Below are 15,206 nucleotides of genomic sequence, written 5' to 3'. Positions count from 1 at the left end.
TCCCGGTGCGATACTGGATTGCACTGGATCGGCATTCAAGGGGACGGAATGATCCTAGACACGGCGACACTGCGGGTTGCCTTCGCGGCGATGGCCCTGGTCCTGGCGCTGCTGTTCTACTTTTCGACCTTCCGCAGCACCCGCTCGCCCTACAGCGCCTGGTGGTGCGCCGCCCTGCTCCTGTTCCTCTCCGGCTCGGCAGCATTCCTGCTCAACGGCACGCCGCAGCAGGTCTGGGCCAATCCGCTGGGCAACTTCCTGCTGGTGTCCGGCGCTGCAGGTGTCTGGGCCGGGGCGCGGTCCCTCCGGAACCTGAAGTACAACCTCTGGCTGTCCGTTGCGCTGCCGGTCATCGTCGGTGCCGCCGCCGGCGTCGACAGCCCGGGATCCAACACGTGGGCCGGCGGTGCTGTTTTCCTGGCGTCGATGGCCGTGCTTATCGGGCTGGCTTCGCACGAACTGTGGCGGCTTGAACCCGGCTACTCCCGGGTGCGGATCCCCATGGCCATCGCGGCCGGCGGGGTGGCCTTCTTCTACTCCTGCCGCCTGGTGGTGTTCCTGATCCAGGGGCCTAACGGTCCCGTTTTCACTGCTTACTTCGGGTCCGCGGTGACCACCATGGTCACCATGGTGCTCCTGGTGGTGGTTTCCTTCAGCATGGCGGGGTTGAGCACCGAGCAGCAGACCCGGGCGCTGCGGACAGTGGCCACCCAGGACGGGCTCACGGGGCTGCTTAACCGCGGCGCCTTCCTGGAGGCGGCCGCAGAAGAACTGGAACGCAGCAGGGCCGCCAACAGCGGCGGCTCGCTGATCCTCGCCGACCTCGACCACTTCAAGTCGGTCAACGACACCTTCGGCCATGCGGCGGGGGACCTGGCCCTGCAGGCGTTTGCCGCGGCGTGCAGCGCATCGGCGCGGTCCACGGACGTCGCGGGGCGCTACGGCGGTGAGGAGTTCATCCTCCTGCTTCCAGGCGCCGGGCCCAAGAGCGCGGAAATCATCGCGGGCGAAATCAGCAGGAGGCTGGCAGCGCAACATATTCCGGAGTTGCTGCGGATGCCGACCGTCAGCTACGGCATTTCCACCTACAATGCGAAAACCGCCGACCTCGACGAGGTGATCGCGGCCGCAGACGTCGCCCTGTATGAAGCCAAATCGCAGGGTCGGAACCGCACGGTCAGGGGTTGAGGCGGGTTCTGCCGCCTTAAAAGCAGGCGCCGGATCCGGAATGCATGGGGGACAATCCGGATCCGGTGATCCTGACTCGCAGCCGGAGACTGCCGTCTTTCATCAGGCACAGCCATGGTGTTCCGCAGTCCTTGTAGAAAGGTAGGAGCACCTTGGGGTGGCCGTGTTCCGCCGCCCCCAAGGCAGCGGAACACGGCGGTTTTCAGGTCTGCCGGGCCGCGCGGCTGCTAGGCCGCGCGCACGAACGTAACTGGGCCCGTGGCAGTGAGCCAGGACAGCGGGTGGGCCATGGTGGCATTGATGCCGTTCATGCCGCCGCTGATGACCTTGCCGCCGCCGGCGTAGATCGCCACGTGGCCGGACTGGACCACCATGTCGCCGGGCTGCGGGGTGGAAACCACCTTGCCGTAGCTCAGGAACTGCATCGGGGCCAGGTCACCCACGTGGATGCCAGCGGCGCCGAGGGCCTTCTCCACCATGGCGGTGCAGTCCTGTGTGATGCCGATCTGGGCGTAGGCCGAGGCCAGCATGGCTGCGTTGACGCCTGCAGCAGCCTTGACCGGCGCCTTCGGCGCGGGAGCCGCGGCCTTCACGGCGACCTTGGGCGCGGGAGCCGCAGCCTTGACGGCGACCTTCGGTGCGGGCGCGACAGCGGCAGGTGCCGCGGCCTTCTTGACTGCCGGCTTTGCGACGACGACAGGTGCTGCCACCGCCGGAGCGGGTGCGGACTTGACCGCAGGGCGCTCAAAGTCGATCTTGACGCTGGAGGCGGCGCTCAGCGGAGCCTGAACCTGGCCTGCCGTCGCGAAGACGCCGGCGGGAGCCTGGGCCTGCTGGGCCGGAGCGTTGGCGGCATTGGCCGCGACGCTGCCGGTGAAGGCCAGGCCGGATGCTGCAAGGATGGCCGCAGCACGGCGGCCAGAAATAAAGCGGAACGACATGAAGAAGCCTCTCCCGATGCCTGCGAGGTGAGCTGTCGGATTCGGATGGGAGGCACCCGGCCGCGGTCCTGAGCGTGGTCAGGAGCTGTGCGGCTTCACCCCAAGGCCCGCTTCAAGCGGGCCAAAAAGTGGTTTCCCCGTCTCTGCCGGACATGGGTCAGCGGTTGGTTCCTCGGGCTGCGGCAGAGTTAGGCAATCAGCGCGGGAGTGCCTCCTCGATGAAAAAGGCACGTTTTCCACCGTACGGGAGGCTCCAGGCAATGTCACATTAAGGTAACGGGGCCGTGTCGTTCACGTCGCGTTCGCCCGCGTCAGATATGGGTTCAGGGTGTAATTAGTGTGGCGAACCTCACTCTGCGGCGTTGAGCTTTCCGGCGAGCCGTTCCCGCATTTGGATGCTGGCCGAGTTAAGGCCGATCAGTTCCACCTCGCGGCCGTGCCTCCGGTACTTCTCAGTGACGGAGTCCAGCGCAGCGATGGTGGAGGCATCCCACAGGTGGGAGGCGTGCAGGTCGATGACCACGCTGTGGATGTCCGGCTCGGCGTCGCGGGCGTAGTCGAACTGAGTGTAGAGGTCGTTGGAGGAGGCGAAGAACAGTTCGCCGTCCACCGTGTAGGTGGCCACCGTCCGGCCGTTGAGCTCCACCTCCGTCCGCTCCACGGTGGCGAAATGGGCCACCCGGCGGGCGAACATCGCCATCGCTGCCAGCACCCCGACGCCGACGCCGATCGCCAGGTTGTGAGTGACCACCACCGTGCCCACCGTGATGAGCATGACTGCGGTTTCCGATTTGGGCATCCGCCTCAGCGTTGCCGGTGCAACGGAGTGCCAGTCGAAGGTGATGGCCGAGACGAAGATCATCACAGCCACCAGTGCCGCCATGGGGATGAGGCCCACGATGTCGCCCAGGGTAACCACCAGGACCAGCAGGAACGCCCCGGCGAGGAACGTCGACACCCGGCTCCGGGCGCCGGAACCCTTGACGTTGATCATGGTCTGCCCGATCACCGCGCAGCCGCCCATGCCGCCCAGAAACCCCGTGACGATGTTGGCCACGCCCTGGCCCCAGGATTCGCGGGTCTTGTTGGAGCGGGTATCGGTGATGTCGTCCACGAGCTTGGAGGTCATTAGTGATTCCAACAGGCCCACCAGCGCCATGGACAGCGAGAACGGGGCGATGGTCTGGAAGGTTTCCCACGTCAGGGGCACATTCGGGATAAACAGCGTCGGCAGGCTTTCCGGCAGCTGGCCCTTGTCCTGGACGGTGGGAACGTCAACGCCGGCCACCACGGCGAAGACCGTCAGGAGGACGATGGCCACCAAAGGCGACGGCACCGCCGTCGTAATCCGGCGGAAGCCGACGACGATCAGGAGGCCCGCGGCGACCAGCGGATACACGGGCCAGGGAACCCCGAGCAGTTCCGGCAGCTGGGCCATGAACACGAGGATGGCCAGGGCGTTCACGAAGCCCACCATCACCGAACGCGGGATGAAGCGCATGAGCCGGGTGACGCCCAGGACGGCGAGCAGGATCTGGAACACCCCGGCGAGGATCACCGCGGCGATCAGGTGGTCCAGTCCATGGCTGCGCATCAGCGGCGCGATCACCAGGGCGACGGCGCCCGTTGCGGCCGAGATCATCGCCGGCCGGCCGCCCACGAAGGAGATGGTGACGGCCATGGTGAACGAGGCGAACAGCCCGATCCGGGGATCCACGCCGGCGATCACGGAGAACGCGATGGCTTCCGGAATGAGGGCAAGGGCCACCACCAGTCCGGCGAGGGCCTCGGTCTTGAGGCGCCGCGGGGAACGGAGCGTGGCCCGGACGGACTGGAGCTGTTCGGGCTTCATGGAACTCTATTTCTTGGTCTGGCGGTAGCGCTCGATCTGCTTCAGCCGCCGCAGGAGGCTGTCGCGCCGCGGGTGGGGAACGGCGTCGGGCGCCTCGGCGGTGAGGTCGATGTGTTTGGTGCCGTACTGCCACAGCAGGAGGTCATCCAGGAGGCGGTCCGGGCCGGGGGAGTAGCGGTGGTCCAGGGCCCTGCGGACCTCGGTGATCCGGTTGGCGCTGAGCAGGCCGGCAAGCTGCACGGTCTGCTTGAGTCCGTGGGCCGCCAGGAGTTCAGCCGCCCATCCCCAGTCATCATCTACTTTACGGTCTACGTGCGGGAGCAGGGTGCGCCAGACGTCGCGGATCCGGTTGGGAGTGAGCTGCGCCGCGCCCTCGCCGTCCACGTCCCAGTAGCTGCGGACCTCCTCGTACCGCTCATGCAGGTCCGCGAAGGCGCTCTCCACGGTCTCCAGCATTGCCGCGGTGGCCGTGAACTGGCGGTCGAAATGGGGCGTCCAGGCCCGCGGGTCCTCGGCCTTGAACCGGATGTCGTGCTCGATCTCGCTCCAGGCGTGGGCGAAGACGGTGCGGATCTGGCATTCAAAGAAGTAGCTGCCGTTGGGCGGTACCTCAGGGTTGAAAACCTGCTGGTAGTTCTTCACCACGTCGTTCTGGATGGTGCGAAGGATCAGGTGCCGGCTGGAGTAGCCGTAGGTGCCGGATTCGATGGAGCCGATGTCCTTTTCGCGGTCCCCGCGGCAGTCGAAGAGGTGCCGCTGACGCTTGATCAGATTGGCCACCAGGGCGTTCTCCGCCGGCAGCTTGGTGATGACGCGCACGCCCACCATGTCGTTCAGGGTCCGGAAGGGGTCCGGGAACTTCAGGAGCCGCGGGCCGCCCGGTTCCAGCGGCTCCTCGGTCCGGGAGATCTTCTCCCGGAAGGAATCCACCGACTTGGTCCGGCCGGTGACGAACAGCGGCGTGACCTCGGTGTCCTTGAGCATGGTCCGCAGGATCTGCAGGACTTCCCGCGTGACAAGTTTCAGGGCAGGCCGGACGCGCTCGTAGAGTTCCACGCTTTCCTGCACGGAGTCGCGCTGAGTGACGTCCAGGCGATCCCAGTTGCTTGCCATGGGTCCAAACTATCAAGGCGGTGCGACAGCGCACCGGTGACACCCCTGCCACTGCAGCCCCTTCTGCCCCAGAGAAGCGGCGTCCATGTAGGCTCGGCACATGGCTGTTGTGCGCCGTCGTGCCCTGCAGGCCCGGACCCCGGGTGTGCGGGCGGCGGCAAGGAGGGGCCCGGCGCCCCGTTCGAAGGATCCTAGGAGGATGCAGTGAAGCGGCAGAAGTACCACTACGGTGACCACCCCAGCCAGTGGGGCGAGCTCTTCCTGCCGGAGACACCTGCCGCCCGCAACGGCAGGCGGCCATCCCCGCGCGGCATCGTAGTGGTGATCCACGGCGGCTACTGGCGTTCGCAGTACGGTGCCGAGCTGGGCGAACCCCTGGCGAAGGACCTCGCGGCGCATGGCATCGTGGCCTGGAACCTGGAATACCGCCGGGCGGGCAATGGCGGCGGCTGGCCGCGGACGTTCGAAGACATCCTTGCCGGGATCGACAAGCTGCGCGAGGTGGCCGGCGAGCATGACCTCGACCTGAACCGGGTGGTGGCGCTGGGCCATTCTGCCGGCGGGCACCTGGCCGTCTGGGCGGCTGGCCGGGACCGGCTTGCGGGACTCGGCGCGGCCGACGCCGACCGGCAGGTCGCCCGGAACCTCAACGGTGAGGCCGTCCACCTGACCGGAGTGGTCAGCCAGTCCGGTCTGCTCAACCTCGCGCAGGCCGAGTGGGCCGATCTCAGCAACGGCGCCGTCAGCAACTTCCTGGGCGGCTCCGCCGAAAGGTACCCGAAGCGGCATAAGTACGCAGACCCGATGAGCGCGGTGCCGCTCACCATCCCGGTCTACGCGGTCCACGGGCTCGACGACGACACCGTGCCCGTCAGCCAGTCCGAGGCCTATGCCACCGCTGCCCGCGCCGCGGGGGCGCCGGTCCAGGTGGTCAAGGTCCCAGGCGACCACTTCTCGCTGATCGACCCGAAGACCCCGTCGTACCGGAAGTGCCGCGAGCTGGTGCAGGAGCTGCTGCAGCTCTAGGCCCTTCGGCGTTGGCCGGGGAACTTTAGGTCTCGGGCGGGGTGAAGCACCGTTCCTCCCCCGCCCTGTCCAGGATGGCATCGATGGCCTGCTGCCCCTTGCCGAACCACGCCTCCCGGACCTGGATCTGCTGGGAATCCATGCCGATCAGGGTCACTAGTCCGTCCGGCGCCACTGCCGCATCCACGCTGTGAGTGGCTGGGCGCCCTCGACCCAAAACACGGGAACTCCACTAAGTTCCGTTCGTTGCAATGTCATGGGGTAGATCGTAAATGCGCGGCCGGTAATTGGGGCAGCGGCGCACCCGTGCCTTGTCTACCGCAGTATCCACTCCGGCGGTAAGTATGCTTATCATCAACCGAGAATGCCGCAGACGCCACAACGGAGGGATATTGCCTTGTCTGACCTCAGCCAGAAGTGGACGCCGGTTGCTCCCGCCGCCGGCAAGGAGGACTCTTGTAGGTGGGGGCTGAGGTATTTTTGTATATTACGATCCCGGGTTTCACTAGGAGATACACATGGGTGAACCCAACATGGGGTGGACAGCATGATCCGGCTTCGAAAGCTGGCGCGCGCGGCGTCTGTACTGACAACTCCTCTGGCCCCGGAGGACATCCTCGCGCTGTTTGATCCGGTGTTTTCCGCCCGGCAGCTGCGCGGCGTGGTCACCAAAGTCGTCCCCGAAACAGCGGACTCAGCCACCATCCACTTCCGGCCCGGCCGCGGCTGGAAGGCCCACAAAGCCGGCCAGTGGGCGCGCATCGGCGTGGAGCTCGACGGCGTCCGCCACTGGCGCTCCTATTCGCTCAGCGCCCCCGCAGGGGAAGACCCCGCCATCACCGTGAGCGACGTGGGTGCCGTCTCCGGCGTCCTGGTCCGCAACACCAGGCCCGGGGACGTCCTGTTCCTGGCGCCGCCGCAGGGCGACTTCGTCCTCCCGGAACATCCCCGTCCGCTCCTGATGCTCACCGCCGGCAGCGGCATCACCCCTGTGATGTCCATGGTCCGCACGCTCGTGCCGCACCGTCCCGACGCCGATGTGGTGCTGATCCACTCCGCCCGCCGGCCGGAGGACAGTATTTTCCGCGAAGAACTTTCCGAGCTCGCCGACCAGTTTCCCAACTTCCGCGTCACGCACTGGTACACGGGGGAGCGCGGCCGGGTGGACTTCGGCTCGGCTGCCGGGCTGGACACCCTGTGCCCGGACTGGCGCCGCCGCGCTGCCTACGCCTGCGGGCCGGAAGGGTTCCTCGACGACGCCGAGGCCCTCTGGGCCGCCGAAGCGGCCGCGCATCCCAAGAACCCCAGGTCAGCCCGAGGGGACGGAGCCACCGGCCCCTTCGCGGCGGACCCCGTCAACCTCATCATCGAACGCTTCAACACCAGCCTGCTGGGCGGCCAGGGGCACGACGGCGGTTTGGTCACCTTTGAGGCCTCTGACCGGGAGGTGGAGGCCGATGGCGACACCCCCCTTCTCGACGTCGGCGAAGACGCCGGGATCCTTATGCCCAGCGGCTGCCGCATGGGCATCTGCCACAGCTGCCTGCTGCCCCTGCGTGCAGGGCAGGTCCGGGACCTGCGCACCGGTGAAGTCCACGGTGAACCGGGCCAACTAATCCAGACGTGCGTTTCGGCAGCTGCCGGGCCCGTTAACCTCGACATCTGAGGAGCATCACAAGCATGACTGCAATATCCGATCGCACAGCCGCGACTACGACGTCCACCGACAAGGCCGCCATCGACAAACCCATCACAAAGCCGCGGCCCGGGGCCCTGGCCGCCTCCGGCCGGCCGACGGTCCGCCCGCCAGCCGCAGCGCACCTTTCGGACGAGCAGGTGGCAGAGCTCGGCCGCGAACTGGACGCCATCAAGGACGAGATCCTCGCCAAGCGCGGCGCCTCCGACGCCGCCTATATCCGTCGGGTGATCAAGATCCAGCGCGGGCTGGAGATCGCCGGCAGGGCCGCGCTGCTGATGGGCCGCAACAAGGCGGCCTGGGTCACCGGCACCAGCCTGCTCAGCCTGGCCAAGATCCTGGAAAACATGGAGATCGGCCATAACATTTTGCACGGCCAGTGGGACTGGATGCGCGATCCGGACATCCACTCCACCACGTGGGAATGGGACTTCGTGACGCCGGCGCGTTCGTGGCAGCACACCCACAACGACCTGCACCACCGCTGGACCAACGTGGTGGGCAAGGACAACGACGTCGGATACAACCTGCTGCGCATGGACGAGGACCAGCCCTGGACCCCCCGCGCCCTGGGCAACCCGCTGTACAACGCCATCCTCGCCCCGATTTTCGAATGGGGCATCGCGGTCTACGACCTGGAGCTCGTCGAATACAAGGAAGGCAAGAAGAGCAAGGAGGCCATGGCCCGCGACCTCAAGGCGCTCGGCATCAAGGCCCTCAAGCAGTTCACCAAGGACTACGCTGCCACCCCGGCCGTGGCCATGCTCACCGGCTCGGGCAAGCAGGCCCTCTACGGCACGCTCACCGCCAACGCCGTCCGCAACGTGTGGGCGCACGCGGTGATTTTCTGCGGCCACTTCCCCGAAGGCACGGACACCTTCACCGAGGAAATGGTGGAGGGCGAGACCCGCGGGGACTGGTATGTCCGGCAGATGATCGGCTCCGCCAACATTTCCGGCTCCAAGTTCATGCACATCATGACCGGGAACCTGTCCCACCAGATCGAGCACCACCTGTTCCCGGACCTGCCGTCCAACAGATACGGCGAAGTGGCTCCGAAGGTGCAGGAAATCTGCCGGCGTTACGGCCTGCCGTACACCACCGGGCCGCTGCTGAAGCAGGTGGGCTCGTCGTGGGCGAAGGTCTTCAAGCTCGCACTGCCTGGGAAGAAGGCCTAGCCCCCTGCACGGAAGCCGAGCGGCGGGCGCCGTTCTCTGGCAGAGTATGACCATGCTCACTGTTATCGGCGAGGGCCTCGTTGACGTGGTCCAGCGCAGCTCCGGAATCGAAGCCCATGTGGGCGGCAGCCCGCTCAACGTCGCCGTCGGGCTCGCCCGCCTGGGACACCCGGTGCAGTTCGTCGGCCGGTACGGCCGGGACGCCTACGGTGAGTCGCTGGCCGCCCACCTGCGGGCGAGTTCCGTCATGCTCCCGCAGGCCCCGGACGGGCTGCCCACCAGCGTGGCCACTGCCCTCGTGGACGACGACGGCGCCGCCACCTACACGTTTGACCTCGCCTGGGAGCTCCCCGGTCTGGGGGAACGGCTGCCCTTCATGCTGCAGGGAACCACGCTGCTGCACGCCGGCTCCATCGCCACCATGCTGGCGCCCGGCGCCGCAGAGGTGCTGGCCGCCGTCGAGCGCGCCCACCCGGCGTCGACCATCAGCTTTGACCCCAACTGCCGCCCCAGCATCATCACGGACGCCGATTACGCCCGCCGGCAGGCCGAAAAGTTCGTGACCCTCTCGGACATCGTCAAGGCCTCCGACGAGGACCTCGCCTGGCTCTACCCAGGCGTGGACCCGCTGGAGTCAGCGCGCCGCTGGCTGAAGCTCGGCGGTGCGGAGGGGCCCGCCGTCGTGGTGGTGACGCGCGGCGCGGACGGGCCGTGGGGGATCACCGCCGCAGGCGAGGCCGAGTTCGCCGCGCCCCGTGTGGAGGTGGCGGACACCGTTGGCGCAGGGGATTCCTTCATGGCGGCGCTGCTGTCCGGCGTGGTGGACCGTGGCCTGGACGGCGCCCAGAACCGGGCTGACCTGCGGGCACTCCCGGCCGAGGGGCTCACCGCCCTGCTGGCCCACGCCTCCCGCGCCGCAGCCGTGACCGTCTCCCGTGCCGGCGCAAATCCGCCCACCCGGGCGGAGCTCAACCGCGTCGAAGCAGCAGCAGAGCAAGCCGAAGTTCCCACCACCTGAGGAGCAGCCATGACATCGCAGCGTCCGTTTCCAAACCTTCCGGACGTCCCCGCGTTCGGGCTCACCAGCCGGTCCTTTGAGGATGGCGGGACCCTGCAGCCGCCGCAGCGCAGCGGCAGGATGCACGCCGGCGGCGCCGACGAGTCCCCGCAGCTGAGCTGGAGCGGCGCCCCGGACGGGACCAGGAGCTACGCCGTGACCGTGTTTGATCCGGACGCCCCGGGTGCCGGCGGTTTCTGGCACTGGGCGGTCCTCAACATTCCCGCGGACACCACCTCTCTGCCGGAGGGCGCAGGGGCGGAGGGTGGCCCGCAGCTCCCGCCCGCTGCTGTGCAATTGAAGAACGACGCCGGCTTCCACGGTTACGTCGGGGCCGCCCCGCCGCCGGGGCACGGCCGGCACCGTTACGTCGTCACCGTCTACGCGCTGGATGTTGAGGAGCTGCCGGGCGGGTCGGGCGCCAAGCCTGCCGGGCTGGGATCGGAACTCGCCCGTCATCTGCTGGGCACTGCCACGCTCACGGGCGTTTACCAGCGCTAGCCGCAAATAGAACTATTGACAGGACAAACTCCTGCTCTTATCCTCAATTTGTGGAGCGCTCCAATTGCGCGCAGTCACATCCGTCTAGTTTCGTCCCTCCTTCCCGGCCGGGTTGATGCAGCGGTGTGGTTCCCCCAGTCATCTGGACGCGATCGAAGGAGATCACCAGTGAAGAAGTTTTTTTGGCACCGCGCAGCGGTTGCGGCGGTTGCAATCCCTATGCTGGCTTTGACGGCGTGCTCCAGCCAGGGCGGAAGGGCTCCGGAAGCCAACACCGGCGGCGGCGGGGGCCAGGCCGTCTCGACTCCGCGCCTGAAGATTGCCCTGATCACGCATGCTCCGGCAGGCGACGCCTTCTGGGACACGGTCCGGAAGGGTGCCGAGGAGGCGGCGGCGAAGGACAACGTGGAGCTGCTCTACACGAACGATCCCGAAGCAGGCCGGCAGGCGCAGCTGATCCAGCAGGCCGTGGACCAGAAGGTGGACGGAATCGCCGTCACCCTGGCCACCCCCGGCGCGCTGAAGGATTCCCTCAAGAAGGCCTCTGACGCCGGTATTCCCATCGTGAGCCTGAACGCCGGTGAGGACGTCTCCAAGCAGCTCGGGGCGTTTACGCACTTCGGCTCCAACGAGCAACTCGCCGGCCAGGCGGTGGGCGAGAAGCTGGCGGCGGAGGACTTCAAACACCCCATTTGCGTGATCCAGGCCCAGGGACATGTGGGGCTGGAAGCGCGCTGCGCCGGGGTGAAGTCCAAGGTTCCCGGAACGGAGATCCTGTACGTGAACGGCGCCGACATGACGTCTGTTGAGTCCACGGCAACGGCCAAGCTGCAGGCAGCCAAGGACGCCGACGTCATTATCGGCCTGGGTGCCCCCATCACGCTGACCCTCCTGAAGTCCGTGGCTACCGCGGGCAGCTCGGCCAAGGTGGCCTCCTTTGACCTGAACAAGGAACTTGCCCAGAAGATCGCCGACGGCACCGTGCTTTTTACCGTGGACCAGCAGCCGTGGCTCCAGGGTTACGAGTCCGTGGACGCCCTGTGGCAGGTCAAGCGGGGCGGCTTCAAGCTCGGGGGCGGGCAGCCCGTGCTTACCGGGCCCACCATCGTGGACAAGTCCAACGCGGCGGACGTCGTGAAGTTCGCCGACCAGGGAATACGCTGAACACCCGACGTTCAGTCGCCCGCGACGAGGTGCCACGGTGGAGCGGCGCGGTCCGCCGCCGGCACTGGAACTGACCCGGGTCCGCTGCGGGCCCCCTGGAAACGCGTGCCGGGGGCGAACCGGGCGCTGTTGGAAGCCACCACCTTGCCACTGGTGCCACGGGTCGGCGTCGGTGGACAGCCCCGGGGTGACCGACACCCCGGCGCTGTCCACCAGTCCCGCCTGCCGGGTGACGATGTCCTCGACGGCGGGTTTGAGGGACTCGAGTTTGGTGCACGATGTGCCCGGGGCGCGAGGATGTCCGTCATGGCGCGGGCCAGGACTGCCAGGTCGGCGAATACCCGCTCCAGGCTCTGCCCAAGAGCCAGGGCGGTCGACTGCGCGACCTCGTCGATGGCTTCACCGGTGGTCCGCCAGGTCCGAGGTGAGGATGGCCAGGCGCTGGCGTCCAGCAGCCCTCGTGTTCCTCGACGGAGCTCGGCTGTCCGTCCAGCCACGCGTTGCCCCACGTCAGCGGCGACAGTTCGGCGTGGATCTGGATCAGCAGGGCAGTCAGGCGGTGGGACTGGGCTGCGACTCCAAGGCCGATGTGAAGCCGGGCATCCGCCTGGCGAAGCATGTGCGGCTCCGAGCTTGAGGCGTACCGCTGGGCGAGCTTCCGGAGGCGCCGCACGTTCTGCTCGTCGGAGCGTTTGGACGCCAGCCGGGCTGCCGAGCCGGCGGTTCCGGCGGCGAGGTCGATGAGGTCGCGCAGGTCGTCGCTCTTGTGCCGGCGCAGTTGCTGGGCGATCTCGGCTTCCCGGACCGGCAGCACCCCGGCGTATCTTCCGCCGCCGCGCCCGCCCAGGAGCCCCTTGCTCCGCAGCACGGCAAGGGACTGGCAGAGGGCGAGGGGCGAGACGCCGAGGTGTTCGGCCATGACCGATTCCGGCGGGAGCCGCTCACCCGGGTTGAGCAGCCCCATCCCGATGGCGCTTTCCAGCTGCAGGGTCACCTGCTCGGCCCGGCCGGAGATGTCCTGGCCCTGGGTCCGGACCTTGCCCCAGGACTCGATGAGTTTCAGCGGCGCGTTGGGCCTGCATTCGAAAGTCACAACTACGATACCCGCGGACCGTGTGACCCGGGCGACGGCGGAAGCCTGCCGGCTGATGCCCGGCAGGCTTCCTGTCTGTGCTTGTGTTGCCGGTCCGGCCGTTAGGGACTGACCAGTGAGGCGGCCAGGGCCGCGTCGGCTTCCTTGAGCACCCTGGACGCGACTTCGAGGCCTTCGATCCGGCCGAGCTCGACGTCTTCGTGTTCGATGTTGACGAGCATGTCGGGGTTGACGTCGTGGAGGGCGCGCAGGAACTCGGTCCAGTAGGCGGTGTCGTGGCCTTTGCCGAGGGCGACGAAGTCCCAGGCGGCGGGTTTGGGCCATTCGTTGGCCCATTCGTCGCCGCCCAGGTTGGTCCGGTTTTCGTCGGGGGAGAGCCTGCGGAAGCGGTTGTCGAGGACGCCGTAGATGGCGGCGGTGTCCTTGTTGACGCGGACGTCCTTGGCAGCGGCGTGGAAGACCAGGGGCCCGAGTTCGCGGACGACGGCAACGGGGTCCATCTGCTGCCAGAACAGGTGGGAGGCGTCCAGTTCGACGCCCACGTGGGTGGCGCCGGTGAGTTCGACGAGTTTGTAGACGTCGGCGGGGTTGAAGACGAGGTTCTGCGGGTGCAGTTCCAGGGCCACCTTGACGCCGTGGTCGGCGGCGAGCCGGTCGGTTTCCTTCCAGAACTCGGCGGCGACGCCCCACTGGTAGTCCAAAACGTCCAAGGCGGCAGAGTTCCAGGCGTTGACGATCCAGTTCGGCACGGTGGCACCGGGTTCTCCGCCGGGGAGTCCGGACATGGTGACCACGCGGTTCTGTCCGAGGCGGTGGGCCAGGCGGATGGAGCGGCGGATGTCCTCGGCGTGCTTGTCGCCGATGGCGCGGTTGGGGTGCAGCGGGTTGCCGTTGCAGTTCAGCCCGGCGATGGAGACGCCGGTGCCTTCGAAGATCGCGAGATAGTCATCGCGGGCGGCGTCGCTCTCGAGGATGTCATCGAAGGTAGGGACGTGCACGGCCGGCAGGAACCCGCCGGAATTGATTTCGATGCCGGTCAGGCCCAGGTCGGCGACGACTCTCAGTGCTTCGGGCAGCGGGCGGTCGTGCAGGATCGCGTTGTAGACGCCGAGCTTCATAGCGTGATCTTCTTTCCGTTGTTCAGGGCTGATTCGGTGACCGCGGCTAGCAGTTCCATGTTGCGGACGCCTTCGTCGAAGCCGGCGCAGCGCGGCAGGGATTCGGCTTCGCTGAGGCCGGCGACTTCTTCGAGGAACGCGCGGGACTGGTAGGCGAAGGCATCGTTCTGGCCGAAGCCGACCTCGGGGGCGTCCATGGCCAGGCCGCCGGCGATGTAGGGGTGGCCCGGGCCGAGGATAACCTGGCGGTAGCCGCTTTCGTGGCCAGAGCCGTCGTTGAGGAACAGCTGGACCTCGCCGGGGCGGCGCTGGTCGAACTTCGCGGAGCCGTTCTCGCAGAAGACCTCGAAGTTAAGGCTGTTGGCGTGCCCGGCCGCGACGCGGGAGACTTCGAAGCTGCCGGCGCCGTTTTCGAACTCGGCGGAGAAGGCTGCGTAGTCGTCGTTTTCAACGGCCTCGAAGGTGTCGCTGACAGCGGCGTGGTCGTGGCCGATGACGGCGCCCAGCGGCACGGGCCTCTTGTCGATGGCCGTGCTGAGGCGGCCGCCGCTGATGGATTTGATGTCGCCGCACAGGAACTCGGAGACATACGCGAGGTGGGATCCGACGTCGGCCAGGGCGCCGGAGCCGGGGCCGCCCTTGTAGCGCCAGCTCATGGGGGCGCCGGGGCTGAAGCCGTAGTCGGTCCAGTAGCGGCCGCTGAAGTGGAGCACCTTGCCCAGGGTTCCGTTGCGGATGAGGTCGCGGATGTAGGCGATGCCCGGGGTGCGCCGAAAGGTGAACCCGATGCGGGCGATGGAGGAGGCATTGCGGGCGGCGTTGGCCATGGCCCGGGCGTCCTCCAGGGTGTCGCTGAGCGGCTTCTCGCACAGGACGTGCTTACCGGCGGCGAGGAGACCCTCTACTACTTCGCGGTGCAGCGAGTTGGCGATGACAACACTGACGACGTCGATGTCATCGGCCTCGGCGATGGCCTGCCACGAGGTGTCGTTGCGCCCGTAACCGAAGCGCCGCGCGGCGAGGGAGCCGAACTCCGGGTTCACGTCGCCGATGGAAACCAGCCGGATCGGCGGCAGGACGGGGTTGTACAGGGCGGAAGCGGTGCGGAAGGCGGCGGCGTGAGCCTTGCCGGCCATGCCCGCCCCGATGACGGCTACGCCGAGATCTTTGGGCATTGGTTTTCTCCTTTGAAACGGGCTTTGCGGGACTCAGCCGCTGTGACGTGTGACGCATAATGGAGCGCTCCACAACACGATAGGGCCGGGAGTTTGTCCTGTCA

General features: G+C 67.4%; 14 protein-coding genes and 1 riboswitch. Of the genes, 7 read left to right on the top strand and 7 right to left on the bottom strand.

The window, feature by feature from the left end; all coding sequences use genetic code 11:
- The first annotated feature begins 48 nt into the window (after positions 1 to 48).
- Positions 49 to 1,188, top strand: a complete 1,140-nt coding sequence (locus ABIE00_RS22595) for a GGDEF domain-containing protein (protein WP_354262864.1) — start codon at positions 49 to 51, stop codon at positions 1,186 to 1,188.
- A gap of 227 nt (positions 1,189 to 1,415) precedes the next feature.
- Here ABIE00_RS22595 and ABIE00_RS22590 read toward each other — a convergent pair whose 3' ends face one another.
- The 3 genes from ABIE00_RS22590 to ABIE00_RS22580 all read right to left on the bottom strand — a co-directional run bounded on the left by ABIE00_RS22590 (position 1,416) and on the right by ABIE00_RS22580 (position 5,094).
- A complete protein-coding gene (locus tag ABIE00_RS22590; RefSeq protein ID WP_354262863.1) occupies positions 1,416 to 2,129 on the bottom strand; it encodes an NlpC/P60 family protein in 714 nt (237 codons plus the stop codon).
- A gap of 3 nt (positions 2,130 to 2,132) precedes the next feature.
- A riboswitch (cyclic di-AMP (ydaO/yuaA leader) is annotated at positions 2,133 to 2,298 on the bottom strand.
- 180 nt (positions 2,299 to 2,478) lie between these two features.
- The gene (locus tag ABIE00_RS22585; RefSeq protein ID WP_354262862.1) at positions 2,479 to 3,981 is read right to left on the bottom strand and encodes a SulP family inorganic anion transporter; all 1,503 of its coding nucleotides are present in this window, start codon (positions 3,979 to 3,981) and stop codon (positions 2,479 to 2,481) included.
- Positions 3,982 to 3,987: 6 nt separating this feature from the next.
- Complete coding sequence (locus ABIE00_RS22580; protein ID WP_331570600.1) at positions 3,988 to 5,094, bottom strand: GTP pyrophosphokinase; 1,107 nt, start codon at positions 5,092 to 5,094, stop codon at positions 3,988 to 3,990.
- Between the two features lie 204 nt (positions 5,095 to 5,298).
- On the opposite strand from ABIE00_RS22580, the gene ABIE00_RS22575 reads away from it, so the two are divergent.
- Positions 5,299 to 6,120 carry an alpha/beta hydrolase gene (locus tag ABIE00_RS22575; protein WP_354262861.1) on the top strand — a complete coding sequence of 274 codons (822 nt, stop codon included), beginning with the start codon at positions 5,299 to 5,301 and terminating at the stop codon, positions 6,118 to 6,120.
- A 25-nt stretch (positions 6,121 to 6,145) separates the two neighbouring features.
- Here ABIE00_RS22575 and ABIE00_RS22570 read toward each other — a convergent pair whose 3' ends face one another.
- Positions 6,146 to 6,307: a hypothetical protein gene (locus ABIE00_RS22570; protein WP_354262860.1), complete on the bottom strand. Its 162-nt coding sequence runs from the start codon at positions 6,305 to 6,307 to the stop codon at positions 6,146 to 6,148.
- Between the two features lie 360 nt (positions 6,308 to 6,667).
- Between ABIE00_RS22570 and ABIE00_RS22565 the strand changes: the two genes are divergently transcribed.
- The 5 genes from ABIE00_RS22565 to ABIE00_RS22545 all read left to right on the top strand — a co-directional run bounded on the left by ABIE00_RS22565 (position 6,668) and on the right by ABIE00_RS22545 (position 11,716).
- Positions 6,668 to 7,786 carry a ferredoxin reductase gene (locus tag ABIE00_RS22565; protein WP_354263492.1) on the top strand — a complete coding sequence of 373 codons (1,119 nt, stop codon included), beginning with the start codon at positions 6,668 to 6,670 and terminating at the stop codon, positions 7,784 to 7,786.
- A gap of 14 nt (positions 7,787 to 7,800) precedes the next feature.
- Positions 7,801 to 8,994, top strand: coding sequence for a fatty acid desaturase family protein (locus ABIE00_RS22560; protein ID WP_354262858.1), 1,194 nt, complete (start codon positions 7,801 to 7,803; stop codon positions 8,992 to 8,994).
- A 52-nt stretch (positions 8,995 to 9,046) separates the two neighbouring features.
- A complete protein-coding gene (locus tag ABIE00_RS22555) occupies positions 9,047 to 10,012 on the top strand; it encodes a carbohydrate kinase family protein (RefSeq protein ID WP_354262857.1) in 966 nt (321 codons plus the stop codon).
- A gap of 9 nt (positions 10,013 to 10,021) precedes the next feature.
- A complete protein-coding gene (locus tag ABIE00_RS22550) occupies positions 10,022 to 10,552 on the top strand; it encodes a YbhB/YbcL family Raf kinase inhibitor-like protein (RefSeq protein ID WP_354262856.1) in 531 nt (176 codons plus the stop codon).
- A 168-nt stretch (positions 10,553 to 10,720) separates the two neighbouring features.
- Positions 10,721 to 11,716: a substrate-binding domain-containing protein gene (locus ABIE00_RS22545; protein ID WP_354262855.1), complete on the top strand. Its 996-nt coding sequence runs from the start codon at positions 10,721 to 10,723 to the stop codon at positions 11,714 to 11,716.
- Positions 11,717 to 12,020: 304 nt separating this feature from the next.
- On the opposite strand, the gene ABIE00_RS22540 is transcribed toward ABIE00_RS22545, so the two are convergent.
- From ABIE00_RS22540 to ABIE00_RS22530, 3 genes are all read right to left on the bottom strand, one after another.
- Entirely contained in the window at positions 12,021 to 12,809 is a 789-nt protein-coding gene (locus tag ABIE00_RS22540) for a FadR/GntR family transcriptional regulator (protein ID WP_354262854.1), read from the bottom strand.
- 101 nt (positions 12,810 to 12,910) lie between these two features.
- Positions 12,911 to 13,927, bottom strand: coding sequence for a sugar phosphate isomerase/epimerase family protein (locus tag ABIE00_RS22535; RefSeq protein ID WP_354262853.1), 1,017 nt, complete (start codon positions 13,925 to 13,927; stop codon positions 12,911 to 12,913).
- Positions 13,924 to 15,102 (bottom strand): Gfo/Idh/MocA family protein, encoded by a 1,179-nt coding sequence (locus ABIE00_RS22530; RefSeq protein WP_354262852.1) that lies wholly within the window; start codon positions 15,100 to 15,102, stop codon positions 13,924 to 13,926. Before ABIE00_RS22530 ends, ABIE00_RS22535 begins: the two co-directional genes overlap by 4 nt.
- Positions 15,103 to 15,206 lie beyond the last annotated feature (104 nt).

This window comes from Arthrobacter sp. OAP107, assembly GCF_040546765.1.
GTDB lineage: Bacteria > Actinomycetota > Actinomycetes > Actinomycetales > Micrococcaceae > Arthrobacter.
This window is presented reverse-complemented; position numbering and strand designations above follow the sequence as displayed.

Bases quoted from the DNA above. Each gene is read 5' to 3' on its own strand.
- ABIE00_RS22595 (WP_354262864.1), top strand. From the start codon at position 49: ATGATCCTAGACACGGCGACACTGCGGGTTGCCTTCGCGGCGATGGCC.
- ABIE00_RS22590 (WP_354262863.1), bottom strand. From the start codon at position 2,129: ATGTCGTTCCGCTTTATTTCTGGCCGCCGTGCTGCGGCCATCCTTGCA.
- ABIE00_RS22585 (WP_354262862.1), bottom strand. From the start codon at position 3,981: ATGAAGCCCGAACAGCTCCAGTCCGTCCGGGCCACGCTCCGTTCCCCG.
- ABIE00_RS22580 (WP_331570600.1), bottom strand. From the start codon at position 5,094: ATGGCAAGCAACTGGGATCGCCTGGACGTCACTCAGCGCGACTCCGTG.
- ABIE00_RS22565 (WP_354263492.1), top strand. From the start codon at position 6,668: ATGATCCGGCTTCGAAAGCTGGCGCGCGCGGCGTCTGTACTGACAACT.
- ABIE00_RS22560 (WP_354262858.1), top strand. From the start codon at position 7,801: ATGACTGCAATATCCGATCGCACAGCCGCGACTACGACGTCCACCGAC.
- ABIE00_RS22555 (WP_354262857.1), top strand. From the start codon at position 9,047: ATGCTCACTGTTATCGGCGAGGGCCTCGTTGACGTGGTCCAGCGCAGC.
- ABIE00_RS22550 (WP_354262856.1), top strand. From the start codon at position 10,022: ATGACATCGCAGCGTCCGTTTCCAAACCTTCCGGACGTCCCCGCGTTC.
- ABIE00_RS22535 (WP_354262853.1), bottom strand. From the start codon at position 13,927: ATGAAGCTCGGCGTCTACAACGCGATCCTGCACGACCGCCCGCTGCCC.
- ABIE00_RS22530 (WP_354262852.1), bottom strand. From the start codon at position 15,102: ATGCCCAAAGATCTCGGCGTAGCCGTCATCGGGGCGGGCATGGCCGGC.